This window comes from Paraplanobispora siamensis, assembly GCF_016863175.1.
GTDB classification, from domain to species: Bacteria; Actinomycetota; Actinomycetes; order Streptosporangiales; family Streptosporangiaceae; genus Planobispora; species Planobispora siamensis.
Genome location: NZ_BOOJ01000009.1, coordinates 16,125 through 39,504, shown reverse-complemented (window position 1 = coordinate 39,504; position 23,380 = coordinate 16,125). Strand labels below are relative to the sequence as shown.

Below are 23,380 nucleotides of genomic sequence, written 5' to 3'. Positions count from 1 at the left end.
CGTAGCCGGGCTATGGCCTCCTGACCTGCCGTGCGATGCACCACCGCCCGTGCGATGCACCACCGCCCGTGCGATGCACCACCGCCCGTGCGATGCACCACCTTCGAACACCGCTTTCCTCGTGGCGGACGTTGCCTGCTGCGGCGCCGGCACACTCAATCCGCCAGCGACGTCTCACCTCGTCGTGTGGGCCTTTCAGGCGCCCTGCCAGTGCGGGGTGTGCGATTCGACCTCCGCCGGCACACGGATTCGTCCGTCCAGCAGAACGAGCGGTGTGATCTCAACACTCTCGTAGTGGCGCAGTTGTCCGGCGAAGAACTCGATCCCGGCGGCATGCGCGTTGAGCGAGGAACGGCCGAGCCAGTCCAGCAATGTTCTGAGCCGGTAGAAAGCGTCGGGATGCAGTTCCTGGCGGACCGTCAGTGACCAGCCGTCCGGCTGCTCCCGCCTGACCAGCTCGGCGAGGAGCGCGCCGCCCACCTTCCAGGCGGCGCCACGCTGCGCGAACGCGGGCTCCGGTTCCGCGGTCTCCCACTCGCAGTCGGGGTCGTCGGGATCACCCAGCGGATAGGCATCCAGGTAATTGTCGGTGCCGAGCGGCAGCCGCTCGGGTCGTGGCCCTCCCCCCACATGCCACCGCAGTTCGGCAAGCTCGTCATCGGTGATGTCAGCGCGAATGTCCATCGACAGCACAAGCTCGTAGATGTCTCCCATCGGCGCACCCTACTGAACCGGACCGCCGACACTGAACCGGACCACCGACACCGAACCGGACCGCCGACGCTGAACCGGACCGCCGACGCTGAACCGGACCACCGACACCGAACCGGACCGCCGACGCTGAACCGGGCCGCCGACGCTGAACCGGGCCGCCGACGCTGAACCGGGCCGCCGGCACGCCGTTGGGCGAAGCTCAGCCGCGCCCCACACTGCGCACGGCCCTCATCGCCGCACTGCTCAGGGCAGCCACGCATCTACCGGGAGAGCCACGAGGGCGACCGGGAACCTCCGGGGTCCTTGTCGGTGCTGCCGTCTGCCGACGCCGCCTCGGAGGATCGCCCTGTCCACTCCGATGACCGCCGACAGGATAAGAACAACCGCATTCGATGGCAGTGCAGCCGACGATCCGGGTGGGATCAGTCCGCAGATCGGTGGCGCGGGCAGGCTCGCCTAGCCGTACGGCGCAGCCCGGGTGAGCAACACCAGGCCCACCACGGACACGCTTAACGGGTGGGTCCAGCAGCCGATACGCGCCGCGAATCCACGTCCAGCGCCAGGCTTACCCATCCAGCTGCCGTCAGGCAGGGGCACGGTGTGACGCGGGGCGACTGACATCGTGCCTGCCGTGCTCCCTGCTGGTTCTCCGTCTCGCAATCGATGAGCATCTCCTTGCGGCAGGGATTTCGGGGTGCCGGTCACGGGGGGCCTGATGGAGGGCTGGGGCGTAGGCGCCAGCCTCGGGGGACGCGTTCGACGTATCCGGCTGCGGCGAGGCCGCCGAGGCAGGAGAGGACCGTGTCGAGGTCGACGCCCGCCGCGAGGGCGATGATCGCGGGGCCTGCTCCGGCTCGGGTGGGTACGGCTTCCAGGACGCGGCGGGTCTCGGGGGAGAGCTGGTCACGGGGGAAGACCGGGCCGCGAGGCTCGGGGGCGAGGTCACCTCCGACGGCGCCGACGAGTTCGATCATCTCCGCGGGGGTGGTGACGCAGGTCGCCGCGCCCTGGCGGATCAGCCGGTGGCATCCGGCCGAGGTCTCGGAGGTGACCGGGCCTGGCACGGCCGCCAGGTGGCGGTTGAGCTCGGTCGCGTGCCCGGCCGTGTTGAGGGCGCCGCTGCGCACCGCCGCCTCGACGACGAGGGTTCCCCGGGACAGCGCGGCGATGAGCCGGTTGCGGACCAGGAAGCGTGGCCGGGTCGGCCGTACGCCCATCGGGCACTCGCTCACCAGCAGGCCCTGGGTGCGCACGGCCGCGAACAGATCGTGGTGCGCCGTGGGATAGGTCACGTCGGCGCCGCAGGCGAGCACGGCGACGGTGGGCGCGTCGCAGACGAGGGCACCGCGGTGCGCCGCGCCGTCGACGCCGTAGGCACCGCCGGAGACCACCCCGTATCCCCGTTCACTCAACCCGGCGCCGAACTCCGTCGCGACGTGCGTGCCGTACGGCGTGACGGCCCGGGAACCGACGATCGCGACCGAGCGGACGCAGGAGAAGCGCAGGTTCGCCTCACCGTGCAGCCACAGCGCGTGGGGCCGGGAGTCTCCGAGGTCGTCCAGCTGGGTGGGCCACTCCGGGTCGCCCGGCACGATCAGCCGTGCCCCGATCCGCTCGCCGTCGGCCAGGTCGCGGTCGGGGTCGGCCGTCTCCAGCCGGGCCGTCCAGGAGGCGAGGATCCGGTCGAGCTTCACCGCCGCATCGTCGTCCAGCGCCGTCTCGTCGCCCGCCGTCCCGGCCGCGCCACGGCGGCGGGTGCCCGCGAACCACCGGGCGAACCCCGCGTCCAGCCGTCCGGCGCGGATCTGCGCGAGCGCCCCTTCGGGGCCGTGCGCGGCCACGAGTCTGCCCATCACCGCGTCGCCGGGCTCGGCCAGCCTCATCAGCGTGAGTCGTGCGAACCGGTCGTTCACCGCTCTTCTCCCAGCCACAGTCCGAGGGCGGCGTTGGTCTCCTCGACGCCCGGCCTTCCCCGGTCCTTGAGATCGGCCAGGCTCCAGGCGACCCTGAGCACCCGGTCCAGCCCCCGGGCGCTCAGCACCCCGCTGTCCAGGCAACTGAGCAGCGGCGTCATCGCCTTCGCCGGAAGGCGGTATTCGCTGTGCAGGGCACCGGTGGGCACCTCGGCGTTGCACCGCCACGGCGTGCCGGCGAAACGCTTGGCCGCGCGTTCGCGGGCCAGGAGCACCCGCTCGGCCACGACCCGGCTCGATTCGATGAAGCGGCGGTCGGCGAACAGCTCTCGCCGGGTCGCCCTCATGACGCTGACCTTGACGTCGATGCGGTCCAGCAGCGGGCCGGAGAGCCTGGCCAGATAGCGGCGGCGGGCGGCGGGGGTGCACCGGCACGGTTCCTCCGGACGGGTCCGCTGCGCGCACGGGCAGGGGTTGGCGGCCAGCACCAGCATGAACCGGGCCGGGAAGGTGACCGAGCCCAGCGCTCGGGACACCGTCACCTGGCCCGACTCGAGAGGCTGGCGGAGCGCGTCCAGGACGTTCGCGGGAAATTCAGGAGCTTCATCCATGAACAGAACGCCCTTGTGCGCGAGGGAAACGGCGCCGGGGCGGATCGTTCCGCTGCCTCCGCCGATGATGGCCGCGATGGTCGCCGTGTGGTGGGGCGCCATGAAGGGCGGGCGTCCCAGCAGGGGGCGGTCGGCCGGGAGCGTCCCGGCGACCGAGTGGATCGCGGTCACCTCCAGCGCCTCGTCGCGGTCGAGAGCCGGGAGCAGGGTGGGCAGCCGCTCGGCGAGCATCGTCTTGCCGGTGCCCGGCGGTCCCAGCATCCAGAGGTTGTGACCGCCGGCCGCGCAGACCTCCAGAGCCCGGCGGGCGAACGGCTGGCCCGCCACGTCGCACAGGTCGGGGGCGGGAGCCTCGGAGCCTGCGTCATTCGGCGTCCGCGAGACGTCCGGACCGGTAGAGAGACCAGCGGAGAGGCCGGTGGAGAAGCCGGTGAGGCCGTTTCCCGGACGGCCTGGGCCGTCTGGGCCGTCTGGGCCGCCTGGGCCGCCTGGGCCGCCGGAGGGATCCGGCCCGTCACCCGGCTCGCCGCCGGGGTCACCGGATGCGCCTGGGGCGGGTTCTCCGAACAGCTGGTCCGTGAGAGTCGGCAGGTTGATCGGGTCTCCGCTGCGCAGCCATCCCACCAGCTCGCCGAGCGTGCTGACGGGGATCACCGTCACCCCGGGCACGAGACAGGCCTCGGGCCCGTTGCGGGCCGGGACGACGACCGTGCCGGCACCGGCGCCGGCCGCGGCCAGGACGGAGGGGAGCATTCCCCGCACGGCTCTGAGCGAGCCGTCGAGTCCCAGCTCACCGAGGAAGAAGGAGTCGGCCACTCTGGCCCTGGGCACGAGCCCGGCCGCCGCGAGCAGGGCGACGGCGATCGCGAGATCGAACGTGCTGCCCCGTTTGGGCAGGCTGGCGGGGAACAGGCTCACGGTGATCCGCGCGTCGGGCCAGGCGTAGTGGCTGTTGACCACGGCCGAGCGGACCCGGTCCCGTGCCTCACTGAGCGCGGTGTCCAGCATGCCGATGAGGTGCATGCCGGACAGGCCGCTGCCGACGTCGGCCTCGACGTCGATGACGTGGCCGGTCACCCCGATCAGGCAGACGCACCGCGTGCGTGCGACGGCCACTCACGCCACCCCCCGGGCGGCGCCGGTGATCCACGACAGTCCGGGAGGCATTCAGCACACCCCCCGCTCGTGGCGGATGGCGAAGTCTCCCGCGAACCGCTCCAGCGCCACCACGTCGATCCGGACCGACTCGAAGCGCTCGCGTCGCGTGCTCAGCCACTGGACGGCGAGCCTGCGCAGCCGTACGAGCTTGGCCCTGTTGACCGCTTCGAGGGCGGTCCCGTGAGTCCGGCCGGAGCGGGTCTTCACCTCCACCACGACGAGCGCCCGCCCGTCCCGGGCGAGCACGTCGATCTCGCCGTCCGGGCACCGCCAGTTGCGGTCCAGGATCTGCATGCCGTTTTGCAGCAGGTATCCGACGGCGATCTGTTCGCCGTGCCTGCCGAGCTCGTCTTTCGCGGCCATGGAACCACCTCCGGTCCCCGACCTTCGCGCAGCGCACGCCTCCGGCGGGAAGCCGAACGCCTTTCTGTGGACGACACGCTGGGTCCTCCGTCACCTGTGGAGAACCTCTCCTCCCCGCAGGGCGAGGACGAGTCGCAGGGCGAGGACGTCACGGAGCGTGCGGCCGGGACCTCAAGGTCCCTGAACAGGGCATGGCATGGCGATGGGCCGCGACATAGCCGGGCAGGACGGCGGCGGGCCGGGTGGCGGGTGTCCGGGACGGCTGAGGGAACCCCGGACGAGCTCAACCGGAGAGAGCCCCGCGCGGGCTCAACCCGAGAGAATCCCGCGCGGGCTCAACCCGAGAGAGCCCCGGGCGGGCTCAGCCGGAGAAGCCCTCCTTGGGCATCTGGAGATCGGGCTTGGCCAGCTCTTCGACGTTGACGTCCTTGAAGGTGACGACGCGGACGTTCTTGACGAACCTGGCGGGGCGGTACATGTCCCAGACCCAGGCGTCCTGCATCTTCACGTCGAAGAACACATCACCGTTCTCCGCCGTCCGGACGTCCAGGTCGACGGAGTTGGTGAGGTAGAAACGCCGTTCGGTCTCCACGACGTAGGTGAACAGGCCGACGACATCGCGGTACTCACGGTAAAGCTGCAGCTCCATCTCGGTCTCGTACTTCTCGAGATCCTCTGCGCTCATCCCGTTCCTCCTGTCACACGCCTTCCCGGTCCCGCCCGATCAGACGACACCGGCCCCCACTTCATTCTTGCCCATCGCCGTACCGGATTCGGACCGCACCGCCGGGGGTCGCGGCGGCACGGAGGCGCTAGTCATCACCGGGGAACTTCCTGGCGAAGGTGTCCGGGGTCGTCAGCAGGGTCGCCCGCGAGAAGGGCCAGTAGATCGCGACGGCCCGGCCGATGACGTCGTCCTCCGCTATCGTGCCGTCTCCCTCCTGCTCCTCGTGACCGCGGGAGTCGTAGGAGGCGGAGCGGTGGTCGCCCATCACCCACAGGCGTCCCTGCGGGATCACCTTCTCGAACTCGTCCCCCGACGGCAGGTCGTCGGGGTGGATGTAGATCTTCTCGTCGAGCGGCACCCCGTTCACCGTGATGCGGTCCTGCGCGTCGCAGCACTTCACAGTGTCACCGCCGATCGCGATGACCCGCTTGATGGTGTCCTTGCCGTCGCCCCAGCCCTTGAAGACCACCACGTCGCCGCGCTCGACCTGGCCGTGCAGCTTGTTGATGACCACCCGGTCGTCCTTCAGGAGCGTGTTCTCCATCGACTCCGAGGGGATGTAGAACGACTGGAAGACGAAGGCCTGCAGCAGCAGCGCCACCACGACGCCGGAGACCAGCAGGAACAGCGTCTCGCGCAGGCTGCCCTTGCGGGAGCCCTTGCCCTTGTCGTCCTTGCCCTTGCCGGCCTGCGCGCTCTCGGTCTCACCGGTCTGCACGCTCTCGGTCTCACCGGTCTGCGCGCCTTCAGCCTGCGTGCTGTCTGGTTCAACGGACATGAGGTACGGCTACCGCCTTGCCTGCCTGCGACGACGCCAGAGCACGAGCGGGACGGCACCCGCGACGCCGGCGAGGAGCGGGGTCGCCCCTCCCACGACGCCGGCGGCCTTCAGCGCCGGCTGGGCGAACGTGTCGGGAATGGGGAGGGTGGTGGCCCGGGAGAAGGGCCATACGATGACGAAGGCCCGCCCGATCACCTGGTCCACCGGGATCGTGCCGCCACCCGGGTCGCCCTGGTGCTCGCGGGAGTCGAGGGAGACGTCGCGGTGGTCGCCCATCACCCACAGGCGGTTCTGCGGGACCTTGATCTCGAAGTTCTTCTGGGACGGCTCGTTGCCCGGGTAGAGGTAGCTCTTCTCGTCGAGCGGCACCCCGTTGACGGTGACGCGGCCGGCCTTGTCACAGCACTTCACCGTGTCACCCGGTATGCCGATGACACGCTTGATGTAGTCCTTCTCGCCGGGGACCACGCCGAACGCGGTGCCGACCCAGTGGAAGAACGCGGCGACCGGGTTGGACGGCTCCTCGTACTCCACTTCGCCGTCCCAGGAGTCGACCCCGGAGAAGACCACCACGTCGCCGCGCTCGATGTCGCGGACGTGGTAGACGAGCTTGTTGACCAGGACCCTGTCGTTCTTCAGGAGCGTGTTCTCCATCGACTCCGAGGGGATGTAGAACGCCTGGACGACAAAGGACTTGATCAGGAACGCGAGGACCAGCGCGACCACGACAAGGACGGGCAACTCCCGCCAGAAGGAGCCCTTTTTCTTCTCCTTGCCGCTCTTGGCGGTCTTCTTCGTGTCTTCGGCGACCACACCCACCTCGTCCTCGACAGGTCGACGCGAGGGAGCGTCGTACGCCTGGTCTTCGCTAGTCATCGTTGACGAGCCTAGATGATGACCGGGGCTCGATGGTCGAGCCGGTGGTTATGGACTGCTCTCGATTCCATCATCGTTGGTCCGCCTTCGTCCGTCATTGCCGGTTCCGACCGTCTCGCGACGACAGCGGGAACGGCGGGCTCCATACCCGCCGAACCACCTCCGTATGCGGAAACGTACCGCCACCACATGCGAAAACGGCCCGCCCCCACGGGGACGGGCCGGAGCCGCTGTCGCGCGGACCCGAAAGGGGCCGCGCGGGGCGTCAGCGAGCCTCGCGCTTCTCGCGGATGCGGGCGGCCTTGCCGCGCAGGTCGCGCATGTAGTAGAGCTTGGCGCGGCGGACGTCACCACGGGTCACGACGTTGATCTTCTCGATGACCGGGCTGTGCACCGGGAAGGTGCGCTCGACGCCGACGCTGTAGCTGATCTTGCGGACGGTGAAGGTCTCACGGGCGCCGCTGCCCTGACGGCGCAGGACGAAGCCCTTGAAGACCTGGACACGGGACCGGTTGCCCTCGATGACGCGGACGTGCACCTCAAGCGTGTCACCGGGACGGAAGTCCGGGACGTCGCTGCGGAGCGTGGCCTTCTCAAGCTCGGTGATCAGCGTGTGCATGACAGTGGTACCTCATTTACGCGAGCATGCGGAGGTCCACCCGGCCGCGCCGAAGGCGGCATCGCGGTGGACGCACATGCTGGGCTGGATGTGTCCTGGAAGCCGGGCCCGTCGGCCCGGCGGCGCGCGCCGACCCGTGAACAGTCTGCGGCAACGGTTCAGTGTGCCATATTTTCGCCGCTCACCGGAAATCCGAGCTCCTCGAGCAGCCTCCGGTCGTGCTTGTCGAGGCTCTGCGGATCGAGCGCCGCGAGCAGTTCGGGACGGTTTTTCGCGGTACGGCGCAGCGCCTCGTCCCTCCGCCATCGGGCGATCTTCCCGTGGTGGCCGGAGAGCAGGATCTCGGGCACCTCGCGCTCCCGCCACCGGGGCGGCTTGGTGTAGACGGGGCCTTCGAGCAGGTTCTCCATGGCCCCGGGGGCGAAGGAGTCGTCCGCGACCGAGCGGGCGTTGCCCAGCACCCCGGGCAGCAGCCGGCCGACCGCCTCGACCATCACCAGGACGGCCACCTCTCCCCCGGCCAGCACGTAGTCGCCGATGCTGACCTCGTCGACCCGCAGGCGGGAGCCGTACTCGGCCATGACCCGGGAGTCGATGCCCTCGTAGCGCGCCGGGGTGAACAGCAGCCAGGGCTCGGCGGCGTACTCCATGGCGAGCTTCTGGGTGAAGGGGACCCCGCTCGGCGTCGGCACGACGATCCGCGGCCGGGCGGCGGGGTCGGCGGCCAGGACGTCGTCGATGGCCTCGCCCCAGGGGTCGGGCTTCATGACCATGCCGGGACCGCCGCCGTAGGGCGTGTCGTCCACGGTGTGGTGCACGTCGTGCGTCCAGTCGCGCAGCTGGTGCAGGTGGACGTCGAGGATGCCGCGCTCGCGCGCCTTGCCGATGAGCGAGACGTCGAGGGGGGCGAAGTACTCGGGGAAGATCGAGATGATGTCGATGCGCATGTCGTCAGACGGCCTGGTCGGGGTCGAGCAGGCCCGCCGGCGCGACCACCAGGAGCGTGCCGGCCTCCAGGTCGATCTCCGGAACCAGCGCCTTGACGAACGGGATGTAGACGTCCCTGCCGCCGCGCCGTACGACCAGCAGGTCCTGGCCGTGGTGCAGCACGTCGGTCACCTCACCGGCCCGCTCGCCGTCGGGCGTGACCACGGTGAGGCCGATGAGCTGGTGGTCGTAGAACTCGTCGGGGTCGTCGGAGGGCGGGATGTCCGCCGAGTCGATGACGAGCATGGTGCCGCGCAGCTCCTCGGCCCGGTCGCGGTCGTCCACACCCTCGAAGCGCACCAGCAGGACGCCGGAGTGCCAGCGGCGGGAGGCGACGACGAGCGGTCCCGCGGAGGCGGGGTCGGTGGAGACGGTCGCCCCGGGGGCGAAGCGCTGCTCCGGGTCGTCGGTGCGGACCTCCACGGTCACGTCGCCGCGGAGCCCGTGCGGGCGGCCGATGCGGCCTACGACAAGCTGCACGCCCGTCTCCTGAAATCGTCGTGTGCGAAAACCTGGTGTGGAAACAACGCAAACGGGTCATCCACATCGGTGGATGACCCGTCCGCTCGATGAATCTCGTGGAATCTCGTGTCAGCGGACCTCGTCCAGGTCCAGCAGGTCGACCCGGACGTATTTTCCGTCGCCAAGAGCGTTCACGACGGTGCGGAGCGCCTTGGCCGTACGGCCACCACGGCCGATGACCTTGCCCAGGTCCTCTGGGTGGACCCGGACCTCAAGCACGCGCCCGCTGCGGATGCGGCGGGCCCGGACCTGGATCTCGTCGGGATGCTCGACGATGCCCTTCACCAGGTGCTCGAGGGCCTCCTCGAGCACCTCAGGCCTCGCCTTCCGGCTTCTCCTCGGCGGCGACCGGCTCGGCCGGGGCCTCGGCGGCGGCCTCTTCGGCCTTGGGGGCCTTCTTCGCCGACTTCTTCGGAGTGGTGGCGGCGTCGAGGGACAGGGTCTCCTTGGCCGCGGCCTCGTAGGCGGCGTGCCGGTCCGGCTTGGGCTCGGCGACGAGCTTCGGCGCCGGGGCGGGCTCGCCCTTGAACTTCTGCCAGTCACCGGTGATCTTGAGGAGCTTCAGAACCGGCTCGGTCGGCTGCGCGCCGACACCCAGCCAGTAGGCCGCCCGCTCGGCGTCGATCTCGATGCGCGAGGGGTTCTCCTTGGGGTGGTACAGGCCGATCTCCTCGATCGCCCGGCCGTCACGCTTGGTGCGGCTGTCGGCGATGACGACACGGTACTGCGCGTTGCGGATCATGCCGAGCCGCTTGAGCTTGATCTTGACTGCCACGGGTGTGGTCTCTCCATGCATTAGGGCGTGGGTGAGCGACGGCTCATCGAGTGGGGCACGAAGAGCGGATCGCTGCAGGGACAGGCACGACCGGCGGGGGTTAGAGGGCGCCCGCGCAGCCGAGATGTTCCAACATGCCATTGTGCCAGATGCATGGGGGTGCCCGGCCAACCGACGCCCGTCTCCCCCGGCTCCGGAGGGAAAATCTCGGTAACCACACGCGGCGGCCCCGGCACACCGGCCCCCGCCACGCCGCAGACCACCGGACCACCGGCCCCCGCCACGGACGCGCCGATCCCCGTAACGCCAGAAGGGCCGTCGCACGCGCGACGGCCCTCCTACGGCCTCACTCGGGGCGGCCCCGCTTGAGACGGCCTCACTTGAGACGACCCCACTCGGGGCGGCCTCACTTGGGCCGGATCCCCAGCAGCTCCAGCGCCGCCACCGCGATGAAGCCCACGATGATGATCACCCAGATCCACCGGGCGCGCGCGAAGAACTTGTCGTCGCTCATTTCTGTCCCGGGAACTTGAACTTGGAGGGGTCGAAGCCGGGCGGCAGCTCGATGCCCGGCGGGAGCTGGCCCGCGCCGAGGTTGCCGAGGGCGCCGCCGAGGTCGGGCGACTTGCCCGCCCCGCCGGACGCGCCCTTGGCGAGGGCGGCCTTGCGCGGGTCTCCGCTGACGCGGCGGCCCTTGCCGGCCTTCTTCTGCGCTGCCTTGGCCTTGCGCCCGCCCGGCATGCCGGGGATGCCCATCCCGCTGGTCACCCGCTTCATCATCTTCTGGGCCTCGAAGAAGCGCACGACCAGGTTGTTGACCTCGGTCACCGTGACGCCGGAGCCCTTGGCGATGCGCTCGCGGCGGGACCCCTTGATGATCTTCGGGTCCGCGCGCTCGGCCGGCGTCATCGAGCGGATGATCGCCGCGACGCGGTCCAGGTCGCGGTCGTCGATCTGGTTGAGCTGGTCGCGCATCTGCCCCATGCCGGGCATCATCCCGAGCAGGTTCTTGATGGGGCCCATCTTGCGGACCATCATCATCTGCTCGAGGAAGTCCTCCAGCGTGAAGCCCTCGCCCGAGGTGAGCTTGCCCGCCATCCTGGCGGCTTCCTGCTCGTCGAAGGTCTTCTGGGCCTGCTCGATCAGGGTGAGGATGTCACCCATGTCGAGGATGCGGGAGGCCATCCGGTCGGGGTGGAAGGCGTCGAAGTCCTCGAGCTTCTCACCGGTGGACGCGAACATGATCGGCTTGCCGGTGATGTGGCGGACCGACAGGGCGGCACCGCCGCGGGCGTCGCCGTCGAGCTTGGTGAGCACGACGCCGTCGAAGCCGACGCCCTCCATGAAGGCCTGGGCCGTGGAGACGGCGTCCTGACCGATCATGGCGTCGACCACGAACAGGACCTCGTCGGGCGAGACCGCGTCGCGGATGTCGGCGGCCTGCTTCATCAGCTCCTGGTCGATGCCCAGGCGGCCGGCGGTGTCGATGATGACGATGTCGTGCTGCTGCCGCCGGGCGTGGTCGATCGACTGGCGGGCCACCGCGACCGGGTCGCCGACGCCGTTTCCGGGCTCGGGCGCGTAGACCGCCACGCCCGCCCGCTCGGCCACGACCGACAGCTGCTGGACCGCGTTGGGACGCTGCAGGTCGGCGGCGACCAGCAGCGGGACGTGGTTCTGCTCCCGCAGGTGGCGGGCGAGCTTGCCGGCCAGAGTGGTCTTTCCGGCACCCTGGAGACCCGCCAGCATGATGACGGTCGGCGGGTTCTTCGCCAGGCGGAGCCGGCGGGTCTCACCGCCCAGGATCTCGATCAGCTCGTCGTTGACGATCTTGACGACCTGCTGGGCCGGGTTCAGCGCCTGGGAGACCTCCGCCCCGCGAGCGCGCTCCTTGACCTGGGCGACGAACGTCTTGACGACGGGAAGGGCGACGTCCGCCTCGAGCAGAGCGATGCGGATCTCGCGGCAGGTCGCGTCGATGTCGGCATCGGAGAGCCGACCCTTGGACCGAAGGGAGGAGAAGACCGATGTGAGCCGGTCGGAAAGCGTCTCGAACACGTGATTGGCCAGCCTCTGCGCTACAGGGTCTGCGACTCGACCTCCCAGCCTATCCGCTGGGGGATGCGCCTGACGCCCCGGTGCGGGCGGCGTCGCGGGCGTGGCGCCCGGTCGCGGCGGGACGTGCCGCCTAGCGGCCCCATCCCGGCACTGCCATCCGCATGGTCAGGGCGTGCTCGACCAGGGTGATGAGCGTGGCCTTCACCGCGTCGCGGGAGCGCGCGTCGGTCCGCGAGATCGGGATGTTGGGGGCGAGCGTCAGGGCCTCCCGCACCTCCTCCTCACCGTGCGGATAGGTGCCGTCCCAGCCGTTGAGCGCCACGACGAAGGGGAGCCGGGCCTCCTCGAAGTAGTCGATGGCCGGGAAGCTGTCGGCCAGGCGGCGGGTGTCGACCAGCACGATCGCGCCGATCGCGCCGCGGACCAGGTCGTCCCACATGAACCAGAACCGGTGCTGGCCCGGCGTGCCGAACAGGTACAGGATCAGGTCGCGGTCCAGGGAGACCCGGCCGAAGTCCATCGCCACCGTGGTGGTGGTCTTGTTCGGGGTCAGGCCGAGGTCGTCGATGCCGGCGCTGGCGTCGGTCATCACCGCCTCCGTGGTCAGCGGGAGGATCTCCGACACCGCCCCCACGAACGTGGTCTTGCCCACACCGAAACCACCGGCGACGACAATCTTGGTCGATGTGAGGCCGCCACCGCGGCTAGAGCCTGCGAAGTCCACTGAGCACCCTTTCCAGCAGGTTGAGATCCGGCTTGCCCGCGTTGAGCTGCGGCTGGTGCAGTTGGACCAGACCCTCGGCCGCCATGTCGGCGATCAGGATCCGGGTGACGCCCAGCGGGATGCGGAGCATCGCGGAGATCTCAGCGACCGAACGCACGTGCCGGCACAGGGCGCTGATCGCCTGGTACTCCGGTGTGCGGGTAGACAGATCGAGATGGATCGACGTCGCCGAGGAGACCAGGGCCTCCATGGCGAGTTGCGTGCGCGGGGCGGTGCGTCCCCCGGTCACCGCGTACGGCCGGACCAGGGAGCTCTGCTCCGCCGGCGGCGGCTGCACGTGGTGCACGGGACCACCCTGCTGCAGGTGGGCGTCGTCCGTCGGCCGATGGGGGGGACCACTCATCGGTCCCCTGTCATCGGGCCAGCCAGGGCCTGCCACGGCACCCTCCTAGGACAGTGTCTGCCGCGACGCGGAAGCGTCGCGGCCGGCGCCGGCGACCGGCGCCTTCGCGGACCCTCATCGCGGATGGGAGGCTTGGAGTTCAGCCCGGACGGCCGGCGTCAGCACCTGGCCGGCACGTTCGACGAGCAGCGTCATCTGGTAGGCGACCAGGCCCATGTCGCAGTCCGGGGAGGCCAGGACCGCGAGGCAGGAGCCGTCGCTGATCGACATGATGAGGAGCAGCCCGCGCTGCATCTCCACCACGGTCTGGGTCACCCCACCGCCCTCGAAGACCCGTGAGGCGCCCTGGGTCAGGCTGATCAGGCCGGCCGCGACCGCGGCCAGCTGGTCGGCCCGGTCGCGGGGGAACCCGTCCGAGAAGGCCAGCGGCAGTCCGTCCGTCGAGACCACCACTGTGTGGGCGACTCCGGGGACGTTGTTCACGAAGTCGGTGATCAACCAGTTGACCCCGCGAGCTGCCTGGCTCAGTTCACGCACGCGTCATCCTCCTCGGCGATCGGATGGGCTCGCTCACCGGTCCTCCTCGTTTCCTTCAACGTTCCCGGCGAAGCCGGGATACGCCTGCTCTGCGCCGGCTTCGCCCCGGGCGACCGCCCGGCCCTGCCGTACGCCTCTCTGGAAGCTCGCCAGCCTGTTGCGGACCGCGTCCGGGGAGACCGAGGGGCGCGGGGCTGCGGAGGCCTGCGGGACGCCGCCCGCCTCCGAGGTGACCGTGCCGGGCACCAGGTTCGCCTTGGGCACCCGCTTGGGCAGTCCGGCGCCGGTCACTCCGCCGAGCGAGGGCTCGCTCGCCGCGCGGGCCGCCTGCCAGCCCGCGTCGGCCGGCGAGGACCAGTTGCTCTGCACCGGCGGGGGCGGCGGGGGCGGGGCCGGGACCGCGGCGGTCTCCTGGACGTCCTCGTTCTGCTGCGGCGCGGCCGGGGCCTCGGGAGCGGGGGCGACGGGCTCGGCCTTCCTGAACCAGTCGGACTCCACCGCCGCGAAGATCGGCAGGAACTCCTCCCGCTCCCCCTCCAGCGAGTAGGACTCGCTGACCACGGGCAGCGGCCCCGTGTTGTCGGACTCCGGCCCGAACCCGCGCCGGTTCGGCCGGCCGGCCGGGGAGCCCCATCCCCCGCTGTCGCCGCCGCGCATCGGTCCTGAGGGCCACGGCCCGGAGTCCTGGAAGGCGGAGGGCCAGCTCGGCGCCGCCGGAGCGGAACCCGGCGGCGGCACGTGCCCCGGCCACGGGGTGTCGAGCGGCGCGCCGTACTGGCCGCCTCCCTGCACCGGCGGGGAGCTCTGGAAGGGCTGTGAGCCCTGGAAGGAGGTGTACCCCTGCGGGTCGAAGGAGGCGAAGCTCTGTCCGGCGTCGAAGGAGTTGAAGTCCTGCCGGGCGGCTTCGAAGGAGGCGAACGCGGGTCGCGCGGAGTCCAGCGAGACGGGGCTGGCCATGACCGGCGGCCGCTCCATGGAGGACGCCGAGGCCCAGTCCCCGTGGCCCTGTCCCATGGATCCCTGCGCCATGGGCGGCATCCCGGGCATCTGGGGCGCGGCGGCGAGCAGGTTCTCGGGGAGCAGCACCATGGCGGTCAGGCCGCCGCTGTCCTGCTGGCGGAGCTGGACCCGGATGCCGTGGCGCAGGGCCAGGCGGCCGACCACGAACAGGCCCATCCGGCGGGAGACCGACACGTCCACGACGGGCGGGTTGGCCAGCCGCCAGTTCGCCTGCGCGAGTTCCTCGGCCGTCATGCCGATGCCGATGTCGGTGACCGAGATCATCACGCCGCCGCCGTCGATGCGGTTGCTCGACACGACGACCTTCGTCTCGCGCGGAGAGAAGGAGATGGCGTTCTCCACCAGCTCGGCGACCAGGTGGACGACGTCGTTGACGCACGTTCCGGCCACGGACACCCCGCCGGAGATGCGCAGCTCCACCCGCTCGTAGCTCTCGACCTCCGACAGGGAGGCGCGGACCACGTCGATGAGCGGGACGGGCTGGCTCCACCGGCGTGCGGGTTCCTGGCCGGCGAGGACCAGGAGGTTCTCGCTGTTGCGGCGCATGCGGGTGGCCAGGTGGTCCAGCCGGAACAGGCTGCCGAGCCGGTTCTCGTCCTGCTCACCCTGCTCCAGGCTCTCGATCAGCGCCAGCTGGCGCTCGACCAGGGTCTGGCTGCGGCGGGAGAGGTTGACGAACATCGCGTTGACGTTGCTCCGCAGCGACGCCTCCTCGCCCGCCAGCCGTACGGCCTCGCGGTGGACCTCGTCGAAGGCCCGGGCCACCTCACCGATCTCGTCGTCGGAGGACACACCGATCGGCTGGACGCTGACGGCGGCGACCTCGCCGCTCTCGCGCATGGCCTGCACGGTCTCCGGCAGGCGCTGGCCGGCGATGGACAGCGCCTCGGTGCGCAGCCGGCGCAGCGGCTTGACCAGCGAGCGCGCCATCACCGTCGTGACGATCAGGACCAGCAGGAGCAGCAGCCCGGTCAGGGCTCCGGCGATCAGGGCGCCCCGCTGTTCGGCCTCCTGCAGGACGAGGCTTCGCGCGATGACCTGGTCGGCCACCTTCTTCTCCACCTCGCGCATGCGCTCGACCACCTCGGAGGAGGCGTCGAACCAGGTGGTCTGGTCGTTGGCCCGGGTGCCGGACACGTCGACGCGCACGAGGCGGGGAGGAGTGTTCTTGGCCAGCACGAGCGCACGCTGCCGCATGGACTCCGCGCGGTCCTTGCGCTGGCTGCTGACGGTGTCGTCGAACAGCTGGCGCTGGGCGACCGTGGCCTCGGTCTGGAAGGTCGCCAGCTCGCTGTCGCGTCTCGCCCGGGCGCCGACGAAGGCGTCCAGGCCCTCGGAGGTGAACTCCCTGGCGGCGAGGGCGACGGCCAGGATGGCCCGTTCCTGCGAGGCCAGCTCCTTGGCCCTGGTCAGCGCGCCGAAGGCGATCGCGGAACTGGCCAGGTCCGGGTCGGCGGCACCCTGGAGGATCTCGTCGTGCAGGGCAAGGAGGTCGGTGATCGTCCGCGTGTACATCGCGATCGTGGGCTGGGCGGGCAGCTGGGTCTCGGTCGCCGTCTTGCGCACGCTCCCGAGCTCGTCGATGCGGTTGCGCACCTGCGCGAGCTCGGTCCTGCCCTGGTCCCCGAACAGCTCGGCTTCGCTCCCGCCGAGGATGAGGTCGACGCGGTCGCCGACGTCCCCCGCCACGTCGTCGACGAGGCCGTACTGCTCCCGCAGTGCCGCCAGGCCGCTCTGCGCCCGTCCCTGCGCCACGAAGCGCGCGGAGAGGTCGCGCTCCTCCTCCAGCTCGTGCGCCAGCTCGCTGAGCTTGGCGGCGAGCTCGGCGTTGACGTGCACCTGCTCGTAGTCGGCCGCGCTGCTCAGCGAGGAGATGACCCGCAGCCCACCCAGGATGATCGCGGCGATGGTCGGGATGGCGATGAGCGCGATCAGACGCGATCGCACCCGCCAGTTGCGCAGGGCCAGTTTCCCGCCCGTGTGCGTGCCGGCGGCGTCGGGGTCCGGGTCGTCACCGCCTGCCGATCCCCTCTGAGCGGCGGGAACGGGGGCCGCGGCCGGATCCGGTCCGCGTTGGCTGGGGATTGACGCTGTCCTCACTGGCTCCGCTGCCTCTCCTGGGATCCTCATGTAGTGGAGGGGGTTCGCGTCACATCAGCTGATAAGCAAGGGACGCCGACACATCCATGGGGTAGGGGTTATTGGAGCACAGCCGGAGGAGTTCGGCCAACGGTGCATAAGCCACTAGTTACTATCAACCGGTACATCTCCCCATCAACCGGACAATACTTCTTCCCCTATATCCGGTTCGCCGTGTTCGCCGCCCCGCAAACGCTTGCGATCTCAACCTTCTAGGGACGCGACAAACGATGGCAAACGGCGCATAGAAATGAGATAAGTGAGTCTATGACCGGTTTAGCCCAATAGACCGATATTTGTTATTTGGGCGATCAGCTCCGCTACTCTGATCCACGATCGACACCCCCCTGATCACACACCTCACGGGACCGTCTCCGTGCCGCCGCATGCCCCGGCGAGTCCCACCGGGGTGGAAATGCAGCTAAGGAGAGCTGATGAGGTTCAGACTCGCGAGCCGGGTCACCGCCGTAGGGTTCGTCGCCATGCTGGCGCTCAGCGCCTGCGGCGGCTCGGACACCCCCACGGAGACGACCGCGGCCAACGCCGGCGGACTGGAGAAGACCGAGCTCACCGTCGGCGCCCTGCCCATCCCGGACGCCGCCTCGCTCTACATCGCCAACAAGAGGGGCTTCTTCAAGGAAGAGGGCCTCACGGTGACGATCGAGACCGTCCAGGGCGGCGCGCAGGCGCAGCAGAGCCTCATGGGCGGCTCCCTGGACGCGACGCAGACCAACTACGTCTCGACCTTCCTCGCCGTCTCGGCCGGCAACAAGCTGAAGATCATCTCTGACATGTACCAGGCGACGCCGAACTCCTTCAACCTCATGGTGCCGAAGGGCTCCGACATCAAGACCCCGGCCGACCTCAAGGGCAAGAAGGTCGCGGTCAACAGCAAGAAGAACATCGGCACGCTGGCCGTCACCTCGGTGCTGAAGGCCCACGGCCTCGCCGAGACCGACGTCGAGTTCCTGGAGTTCCCCTTCCCCGAGATGGCGGGCAAGCTCCAGCAGGGCGTCGTCGACGCGGCCTGGATGACCGAGCCGCACCTGACCGCCGTCCAGAAGAACATCGGCGCCACCAAGCTCGCCGACACCATGACCGGCCCCACCGCGGACTTCCCCATCGCGGGCGTGGTCGTCACCGAGGACTTCGCCAGCAAGAACCCCAAGACGGTCGCCGCCTTCCAGCGCGCGATCGCCAAGGCCCAGGAGATCGCCGCCGCCGACCGCAAGGCCGTGGAGGAGATCCTGCCGACCTACACCAAGATCGACGCGGCCACCGCCGCCGTCATCACGCTCGGCACCTTCCCCACCAGCCTCGACGAGACCCGTCTGCAGCGGGTGGCGGACCTGATGCTGGAGCAGGGCTACCTCAAGAGCGCGATCTCGGCCAAGACCATCCTCCCGGGTGCCAGCGGCTGATGACCGGGCGTTCCCCGCTCAGCAGCAGACTGCTCTGCGGCGCCGCCGGCGTCGCAGGGCTGTTCTGCGTCATGGAACTCGCCGGGCGCTCCGGGCTCATCGACCCGATCGTGTTCCCGCTGGCCTCCACGGTGGTGAGCCGCGCGGCGGCGCTGGCGGCCGACGGCGAGTTCCTCGCCGACGTCGCCTCCACCCTGGGCGCCTGGGCGGCCGGCCTGCTGATCGCCGTGCTGGTCGCCGTCCCCACCGGTTTCCTGCTCGGCACGCTGCCGCGCGTGGAGGCGGCGCTGCGGCCGGTCCTGGAGTTCCTGCGTCCCATCCCGTCGGTGGCGCTGATCCCGCTGGCCCTGCTGCTGTTCTCCGACAGGTTCGACATGAAGGTGGCGGTGATCGTCTACGCCGCCTGGTGGCCGGTCCTGATCAACACCATGTACGGCCTCAAGGACGTCGACCCGCTGGCCAAGGAGACCCTGCGCAGCTTCGGCTTCGGCCGGATGGCCGTGCTGTGGCGGGTCTCGCTGCCCAGCACGGCGCCCTTCATCGCCACCGGGGTACGACTGGCCGCCGCGATCGCGCTCATCCTGGCGATCAGCGCCGAACTGCTGGCCGGAGGCGCCAGCGGCATCGGCACGTTCATCATCGAGGCCGGCGGCAGCCCCGACGCCCTGGAGTACATCATCGCCGCCACCATCTGGGCGGGGATCATCGGAGTCGTCTCCAACAGCCTGTTCACCCTGGCCGAACGGCGGCTGTTCCACTGGCACCTGGCCCGCACCGGGGGGACCCGGTGACGGCCGCGGCGATGCGGTTCCTGCGCGTCGCCGGCCGCCTGTGGCTGGTGCCCGTCGTCCTGGTGGCCTGGGAGGTCGCGACCCGGACGGCGGAGGACATCTTCTTCCCGCCGCCCACCGTGATCGCGTCCCGCATGCACGAGCTGTGGTTCTCGGGTCCCGCCCAGCACCTCTGGCTGACCGAGGGGGCCCTGGAGAACATCCCCACGAGCCTCGGCCGGATCTTCTCCGGATGGCTGCTCGCGGGCGTGATCGGGATCGCCCTCGGCATCATGCTGGGGCGTTCCGAGCGATTCTCCCAGTTCGTGGATCCGATCATCCAGTTCGGGCGCGCCATCCCGCCTCCCGCCCTGCTCCCCCTCTTCCTCGCGCTGTTCGCCATCGGCACGCAGATGCAGGTCGCCACGATCGTGTTCGGCATCATCTGGCCGATCCTGCTCAACGCCAGTGACGGGGCGCGTCACGTCGACCGGCTGCACCTGGAGACCGCCTCGGCCTTCGGCTTCTCCCGCGGCCAGCGGCTGATGCGGGTCATCCTGCCCTCGGCGATGCCCAAGATCTTCGCAGGTCTGCGGCTCAGCCTGTCGCTGGCGCTGATCCTGATGGTCATCTCCGAGCTGGTCGGCAGCACCAACGGCATCGGCTTCCAGCTCCTCGACGCCCAGCGGTCCTACGACTACCCCGGTGTGTGGGGAAGCATCGTGCTGCTCGGCGTCCTCGGATACGTCCTCAACACCGCGTTCCTCGCGGCCGAGCGGCGCATCCTGTCGTGGCACCGGACCGCCAACCAGACGACCTGAGGACCCGCTGTGCTTGAGATCTCCAACCTTGACCACACCTACGGCAGCGGACCCGGCGCGCACCACGCTCTGGGCGGCATCGACCTGCGGGTCACCCAGGGCGAGCTGGTGTGCATCGTCGGCCCCTCGGGGTGCGGCAAGTCAACCCTGCTGCGCTCCATCGCCGGCCTCCTGAAGCCCACCGGCGGCACGATCACTTTGAACGGCACCCCCGTCGACCGGACCCCGGACGACCTGGCCGTGGTCTTCCAGGACTACAGCCGGTCCCTGTTCCCGTGGATGTCGGTGGGCGACAACGTCGCGCTGCCGCTGCGGCGCAAGGGCATGGACCGCGGGCAGCGGCGGGCGGCCGCCGAGGAGGCCCTGGAGCAGGTGGGCCTGGCCGGCGCCTCCGGCAAGTATCCGTGGCAGCTGTCGGGCGGCATGCAGCAGCGCGTGTCCATCGCCCGCGCGCTGGCCTACCGGCCGTCCCTGCTGCTGATGGACGAGCCCTTCGGATCGGTCGACGCCCAGACGCGCGAGGACCTGGAGGACCTGACCCTGCGCGTGCGCAACCACCACAACATGACCATCCTGCTCATCACCCACGACATCGACGAGAGCGTCTACGTCGGCGACCGCGTCGTGGTGCTGGCCAAGGCCCCGGCCACCGTCGTCGGGGACCTGCGGGTGGACCTGCCCGGACCCCGCGACCAGATCACCACCCGGGAGAACCCCGCCTTCGTGCACCTGCGCGCCGAGGTCGGCCGCCTGGTCCGCGGCATGCGGAGCCACCCGGCCGCCGCTTCCTGAACCCGCGCTTCCCGAACCTGAGAGAGGACTGTCAATGGACGACCCGCAGGCGCCGATCTGGGATGCGATCGGAGGGGTGTCCCGGTTCGCCGCCCTGGCCGTGATGGCCGAGCTGGGCTGCGCGGACCACCTGCACGAGGGGCCGATGAGCGCGGACGAGCTGGCGGCCCGCTGCGGCGCGGCCCCCGCCGCGCTGGGCCGGGTGCTGCGCCAGCTCGCCTCCATGGGAATCGTCACGACGACGGCGCCGGGGGTGTACGGGCTGACCGAGGCGGGCGCCACGCTCCGCAGCGACGCGCCGGACTCCCTGCGCCCCGCCGTACGGATGATCGCCCAGGAGGGCTTCTGGTACGGCCTGGGCACGCTCCCGCGGACCGTGCGCACCGGGAGGTCGGCCTTCGTGGAGCGCTTCGGGCCGATGTACGGCGGCTACCTCAAGGAGAACCCCGAGGCGGGGCGGCTGTTCGACGACTACATGGTGGCCAGGGCCCGGCCGTTCGCCGAGGCGGTCGCCTCCCGCTACGACTTCTCCGGGGTGCGCACCCTCGTCGACGTGGCGGGCGGCAAGGGACACGTCCTGGCCGCCGTTTTGAACTCCCATTCAAATGTCCGCGGCATCCTGTTCGACCTGGAACAGGTGGTCCCGGGCGCGCGGGAGCTCTTCGCCGAGGCCGGTCTTGAAGATCGATGCGAATGCGTCAGCGGCGACTTCTTCGCCTCCGTGCCCGCCGGGGCGGACGCCTACATGCTGGGCAGCGTGATCCACAACTGGTCCGACGAGGACGCGGTGCGGATCCTGCGCAACGTACGTGAGGCCATGACCGACGACGGCAGGGTGCTGCTGGTGGAGATGGTCGTGCCCGACGACGACAGCCCGCACATCTCCAAGGACGTGGACATGCGCATGCTCGCCCTGTTCGGTGACGGCATGGAGCGCAGCACGTCGGAGTACGGCGAGCTGCTCGGCAAGGCCGGGCTCCGCCTGAACCGCCGGATCGAGCTGACCGCCGGGGCCAGCATCGTCGAGGCCCTGCCCATCTGAGGGCCCATCTGAGGGCCCATCTGAGAAGCCCGTCCGGGGAGCCCCCGGCACGTGACGCGGCGGCCCCGTCCTCCACACGGAGGGCGGGGCCGCCGCGGCTTTCACACGACGCTCCACGAGGCCCGTTCGTTGAGCAGCCGGACGTCCATGTCCGTCATCCGCCGCTGCCCGGCCGCCATCTCGGCCAGCTCCTCCTCGGTGAGCACCTCGGAGACGTCCCCGAAGCCGTGCGGCGCCCGCTCCTCCACCAGCGCGAGGGTCCGCTCCATCAGCATCTCCCGGTTGGCCAGGACGAGCGGGGTGGTGGCGGTCCTGCGCTCCTCCTCGTAGGCGGTCAGGCCCTCCACCGGCCCGGACGCCGCCAGCGACCGGGCCAGCACCCGGGCGTCGAGCACAGCCTGGGAGCCGCCGTTGGAGCCCACCGGGTACATCGGGTGGGCGGCGTCGCCGAGCAGCGTCACCCGCCCGGTGCCCCACGAGGGCAGCGGATCCCTGTCCACCATCGGGTACTCCAGGACGTGCCGGGCCCCCTTCATCAGGCCCGGCACGTCCAGCCAGGGGAACCTCCAGCCCTCGAAGTGCGGCAGCACGTCCTGCAGGCGCCCCTCGCGCGACCAGTCTGCGGGCGGCACCTCGCCGCCGTCGCCCACCTTCACCTCGGCGACCCAGTTGATCTGCCGGCGGTCGGCCGAGACGGGATAGGCAACGAACTTGCACGACCGGTTCGAGCCCGCGACGGCCACCGTGGCCCCGTCCAGGAACGGCTCGTCCTCGGTGACGCCGCGCCACATCCTGACACCGGACCACAGCAGCGGCCCGCCGCCGGGGTGGAGCCCCGCCCGCACGGCCGAGTGCACCCCGTCTGCGCCGACCAGCACGTCCGCCGCGAGGGTCAGCCGCGCGCCGGTGCGCACCTCCCGCAGGAACGCCACGACTCCCGCCGGGCCCTGCTCGACGTCCTCGAAGCACAGCCCGGTTCGCACCGCCGCAGGACCGAGCCGCTCGCGCACCGCCTCCAGCAACAGCATCTGCAGCAGGCCGCGGTGGATGGAGTACTGCGGCCAGCGGTAACCGGCCGCCCTGCCGCGCGGCAGGGACAGGATGACGCTCCCGAAGCGGTCGGTGTAGGTCTGGAAGCTGGTGGGGACGCCGGTCGCGGCGAGCCGGTCGCCCAGCCCGAGCTCGGTCAGCTCCCTGACCGCGTGGGGCTGGATGTTGATTCCCACGCCCAGCGGGCGCAATTCACCCGCGCTTTCGACGATCGTGCAGGCGATTCCCGCAGCGTGCAGACTGAGCGCGGCGGTGAGGCCCCCGATGCCGCCGCCGATGACCAATACGTGCATGAGCCCCCCGACGCGCCGGCCGCGAATGTGAAATCGGAAGTCGATCCGACAGTGACGGAATCCGCACAATCCGCGCACGGCCATTCCGCCATTCCTGTGGCGCCCGATTCCCGACAGACTCTAGCAATCGCGCAAACGACAGGAAAGCAACAGACAATGCGCATTCCACGGATGGCGGTACGGCACGGCGCCACCCAATAGTCATGAGAACAAAAGGGTATTGAGGAAGGGCCGTTTCATATTCTCGGCGGAGAAATTCCTCAA

At 70.3% G+C, this 23,380-nt stretch carries 23 protein-coding genes; 5 read left to right on the top strand and 18 right to left on the bottom strand.

From position 1 onward, the window contains the following. Positions 1-195 precede the first annotated feature (195 nt). The 17 genes from Psi01_RS04270 to Psi01_RS04190 all read right to left on the bottom strand — a co-directional run bounded on the left by Psi01_RS04270 (position 196) and on the right by Psi01_RS04190 (position 16,735). Complete coding sequence (locus tag Psi01_RS04270) at positions 196-714, bottom strand: hypothetical protein (RefSeq protein ID WP_204062601.1); 519 nt, start codon at positions 712-714, stop codon at positions 196-198. A gap of 701 nt (positions 715-1,415) precedes the next feature. Then, positions 1,416-2,627: a DNA-processing protein DprA gene (dprA, locus tag Psi01_RS04265; RefSeq protein WP_239127064.1), complete on the bottom strand. Its 1,212-nt coding sequence runs from the start codon at positions 2,625-2,627 to the stop codon at positions 1,416-1,418. Next, on the bottom strand, positions 2,624-4,354 hold the full coding sequence (locus tag Psi01_RS04260; protein ID WP_239127062.1) for a YifB family Mg chelatase-like AAA ATPase: 1,731 nt from the start codon (positions 4,352-4,354) through the stop codon (positions 2,624-2,626). The genes dprA and Psi01_RS04260 overlap by 4 nt, the downstream gene beginning before the upstream one ends. 51 nt (positions 4,355-4,405) lie before the next feature. After that, positions 4,406-4,759, bottom strand: a complete 354-nt coding sequence (locus tag Psi01_RS04255) for a YraN family protein (RefSeq protein ID WP_204062600.1) — start codon at positions 4,757-4,759, stop codon at positions 4,406-4,408. A gap of 361 nt (positions 4,760-5,120) precedes the next feature. Beyond that, a complete protein-coding gene (locus tag Psi01_RS04250; RefSeq protein ID WP_089208053.1) occupies positions 5,121-5,444 on the bottom strand; it encodes a DUF2469 domain-containing protein in 324 nt (107 codons plus the stop codon). A 127-nt stretch (positions 5,445-5,571) separates the two neighbouring features. After that, a complete protein-coding gene (gene lepB, locus Psi01_RS04245) occupies positions 5,572-6,264 on the bottom strand; it encodes a signal peptidase I (RefSeq protein ID WP_204062599.1) in 693 nt (230 codons plus the stop codon). Between the two features lie 9 nt (positions 6,265-6,273). Continuing rightward, a complete protein-coding gene (gene lepB, locus Psi01_RS04240) occupies positions 6,274-7,143 on the bottom strand; it encodes a signal peptidase I (RefSeq protein ID WP_204062598.1) in 870 nt (289 codons plus the stop codon). A gap of 265 nt (positions 7,144-7,408) precedes the next feature. Beyond that, positions 7,409-7,762, bottom strand: coding sequence for a 50S ribosomal protein L19 (rplS, locus tag Psi01_RS04235; RefSeq protein WP_204062597.1), 354 nt, complete (start codon positions 7,760-7,762; stop codon positions 7,409-7,411). Between the two features lie 158 nt (positions 7,763-7,920). Continuing rightward, positions 7,921-8,709, bottom strand: coding sequence for a tRNA (guanosine(37)-N1)-methyltransferase TrmD (gene trmD / locus Psi01_RS04230; RefSeq protein WP_204062596.1), 789 nt, complete (start codon positions 8,707-8,709; stop codon positions 7,921-7,923). Positions 8,710-8,713: 4 nt separating this feature from the next. Then, on the bottom strand, positions 8,714-9,229 hold the full coding sequence (rimM, locus tag Psi01_RS04225; RefSeq protein WP_204062595.1) for a ribosome maturation factor RimM: 516 nt from the start codon (positions 9,227-9,229) through the stop codon (positions 8,714-8,716). Between the two features lie 111 nt (positions 9,230-9,340). Next, entirely contained in the window at positions 9,341-9,583 is a 243-nt protein-coding gene (locus tag Psi01_RS04220; protein ID WP_184945466.1) for an RNA-binding protein, read from the bottom strand. 1 nt (position 9,584) lies between these two features. Continuing rightward, positions 9,585-10,046 (bottom strand): 30S ribosomal protein S16, encoded by a 462-nt coding sequence (gene rpsP / locus Psi01_RS04215; protein WP_204062594.1) that lies wholly within the window; start codon positions 10,044-10,046, stop codon positions 9,585-9,587. A gap of 510 nt (positions 10,047-10,556) precedes the next feature. Further along, on the bottom strand, positions 10,557-12,104 hold the full coding sequence (gene ffh, locus Psi01_RS04210; RefSeq protein ID WP_204062593.1) for a signal recognition particle protein: 1,548 nt from the start codon (positions 12,102-12,104) through the stop codon (positions 10,557-10,559). A 130-nt stretch (positions 12,105-12,234) separates the two neighbouring features. Continuing rightward, positions 12,235-12,828: a GTP-binding protein gene (locus Psi01_RS04205; RefSeq protein ID WP_204062592.1), complete on the bottom strand. Its 594-nt coding sequence runs from the start codon at positions 12,826-12,828 to the stop codon at positions 12,235-12,237. Further along, complete coding sequence (locus Psi01_RS04200; protein ID WP_204062591.1) at positions 12,809-13,231, bottom strand: DUF742 domain-containing protein; 423 nt, start codon at positions 13,229-13,231, stop codon at positions 12,809-12,811. The genes Psi01_RS04205 and Psi01_RS04200 overlap by 20 nt, the downstream gene beginning before the upstream one ends. Before the next feature lie 114 nt (positions 13,232-13,345). Beyond that, positions 13,346-13,768 (bottom strand): roadblock/LC7 domain-containing protein, encoded by a 423-nt coding sequence (locus Psi01_RS04195; RefSeq protein WP_275423584.1) that lies wholly within the window; start codon positions 13,766-13,768, stop codon positions 13,346-13,348. Between the two features lie 33 nt (positions 13,769-13,801). Next, positions 13,802-16,735, bottom strand: a complete 2,934-nt coding sequence (locus Psi01_RS04190) for a sensor histidine kinase (RefSeq protein WP_204062590.1) — start codon at positions 16,733-16,735, stop codon at positions 13,802-13,804. 626 nt (positions 16,736-17,361) lie between these two features. Between Psi01_RS04190 and Psi01_RS04185 the strand changes: the two genes are divergently transcribed. Genes Psi01_RS04185 through Psi01_RS04165 form a run of 5 tightly spaced genes read left to right on the top strand, consistent with a single transcriptional unit; the run spans position 17,362 to position 21,773 of the window. Next, positions 17,362-18,348, top strand: coding sequence for an ABC transporter substrate-binding protein (locus tag Psi01_RS04185; protein WP_204062589.1), 987 nt, complete (start codon positions 17,362-17,364; stop codon positions 18,346-18,348). Continuing rightward, positions 18,348-19,139 carry an ABC transporter permease gene (locus Psi01_RS04180; protein ID WP_204062588.1) on the top strand — a complete coding sequence of 264 codons (792 nt, stop codon included), beginning with the start codon at positions 18,348-18,350 and terminating at the stop codon, positions 19,137-19,139. The genes Psi01_RS04185 and Psi01_RS04180 overlap by 1 nt, the downstream gene beginning before the upstream one ends. Then, complete coding sequence (locus Psi01_RS04175) at positions 19,136-19,939, top strand: ABC transporter permease (protein ID WP_239127061.1); 804 nt, start codon at positions 19,136-19,138, stop codon at positions 19,937-19,939. Before Psi01_RS04180 ends, Psi01_RS04175 begins: the two co-directional genes overlap by 4 nt. A 9-nt stretch (positions 19,940-19,948) precedes the next feature. Further along, entirely contained in the window at positions 19,949-20,731 is a 783-nt protein-coding gene (locus Psi01_RS04170; protein ID WP_204062587.1) for an ABC transporter ATP-binding protein, read from the top strand. A 34-nt stretch (positions 20,732-20,765) separates the two neighbouring features. After that, a complete protein-coding gene (locus Psi01_RS04165; protein WP_204062586.1) occupies positions 20,766-21,773 on the top strand; it encodes a methyltransferase in 1,008 nt (335 codons plus the stop codon). 101 nt (positions 21,774-21,874) lie between these two features. Here Psi01_RS04165 and Psi01_RS04160 read toward each other — a convergent pair whose 3' ends face one another. Then, positions 21,875-23,116 (bottom strand): flavin-dependent oxidoreductase, encoded by a 1,242-nt coding sequence (locus tag Psi01_RS04160; protein ID WP_204062585.1) that lies wholly within the window; start codon positions 23,114-23,116, stop codon positions 21,875-21,877. Positions 23,117-23,380 lie beyond the last annotated feature (264 nt).

Bases quoted from the DNA above. Each gene is read 5' to 3' on its own strand.
- Psi01_RS04185 (WP_204062589.1), top strand. From the start codon at position 17,362: ATGAGGTTCAGACTCGCGAGCCGGGTCACCGCCGTAGGGTTCGTCGCC.
- Psi01_RS04270 (WP_204062601.1), bottom strand. From the start codon at position 714: ATGGGAGACATCTACGAGCTTGTGCTGTCGATGGACATTCGCGCTGAC.
- Psi01_RS04160 (WP_204062585.1), bottom strand. From the start codon at position 23,116: ATGCACGTATTGGTCATCGGCGGCGGCATCGGGGGCCTCACCGCCGCG.
- lepB (WP_204062599.1), bottom strand. From the start codon at position 6,264: ATGTCCGTTGAACCAGACAGCACGCAGGCTGAAGGCGCGCAGACCGGT.
- Psi01_RS04200 (WP_204062591.1), bottom strand. From the start codon at position 13,231: ATGAGTGGTCCCCCCCATCGGCCGACGGACGACGCCCACCTGCAGCAG.
- Psi01_RS04165 (WP_204062586.1), top strand. From the start codon at position 20,766: ATGGACGACCCGCAGGCGCCGATCTGGGATGCGATCGGAGGGGTGTCC.
- lepB (WP_204062598.1), bottom strand. From the start codon at position 7,143: ATGACTAGCGAAGACCAGGCGTACGACGCTCCCTCGCGTCGACCTGTC.
- Psi01_RS04250 (WP_089208053.1), bottom strand. From the start codon at position 5,444: ATGAGCGCAGAGGATCTCGAGAAGTACGAGACCGAGATGGAGCTGCAG.
- Psi01_RS04255 (WP_204062600.1), bottom strand. From the start codon at position 4,759: ATGGCCGCGAAAGACGAGCTCGGCAGGCACGGCGAACAGATCGCCGTC.
- Psi01_RS04180 (WP_204062588.1), top strand. From the start codon at position 18,348: ATGACCGGGCGTTCCCCGCTCAGCAGCAGACTGCTCTGCGGCGCCGCC.
- trmD (WP_204062596.1), bottom strand. From the start codon at position 8,709: ATGCGCATCGACATCATCTCGATCTTCCCCGAGTACTTCGCCCCCCTC.
- rplS (WP_204062597.1), bottom strand. From the start codon at position 7,762: ATGCACACGCTGATCACCGAGCTTGAGAAGGCCACGCTCCGCAGCGAC.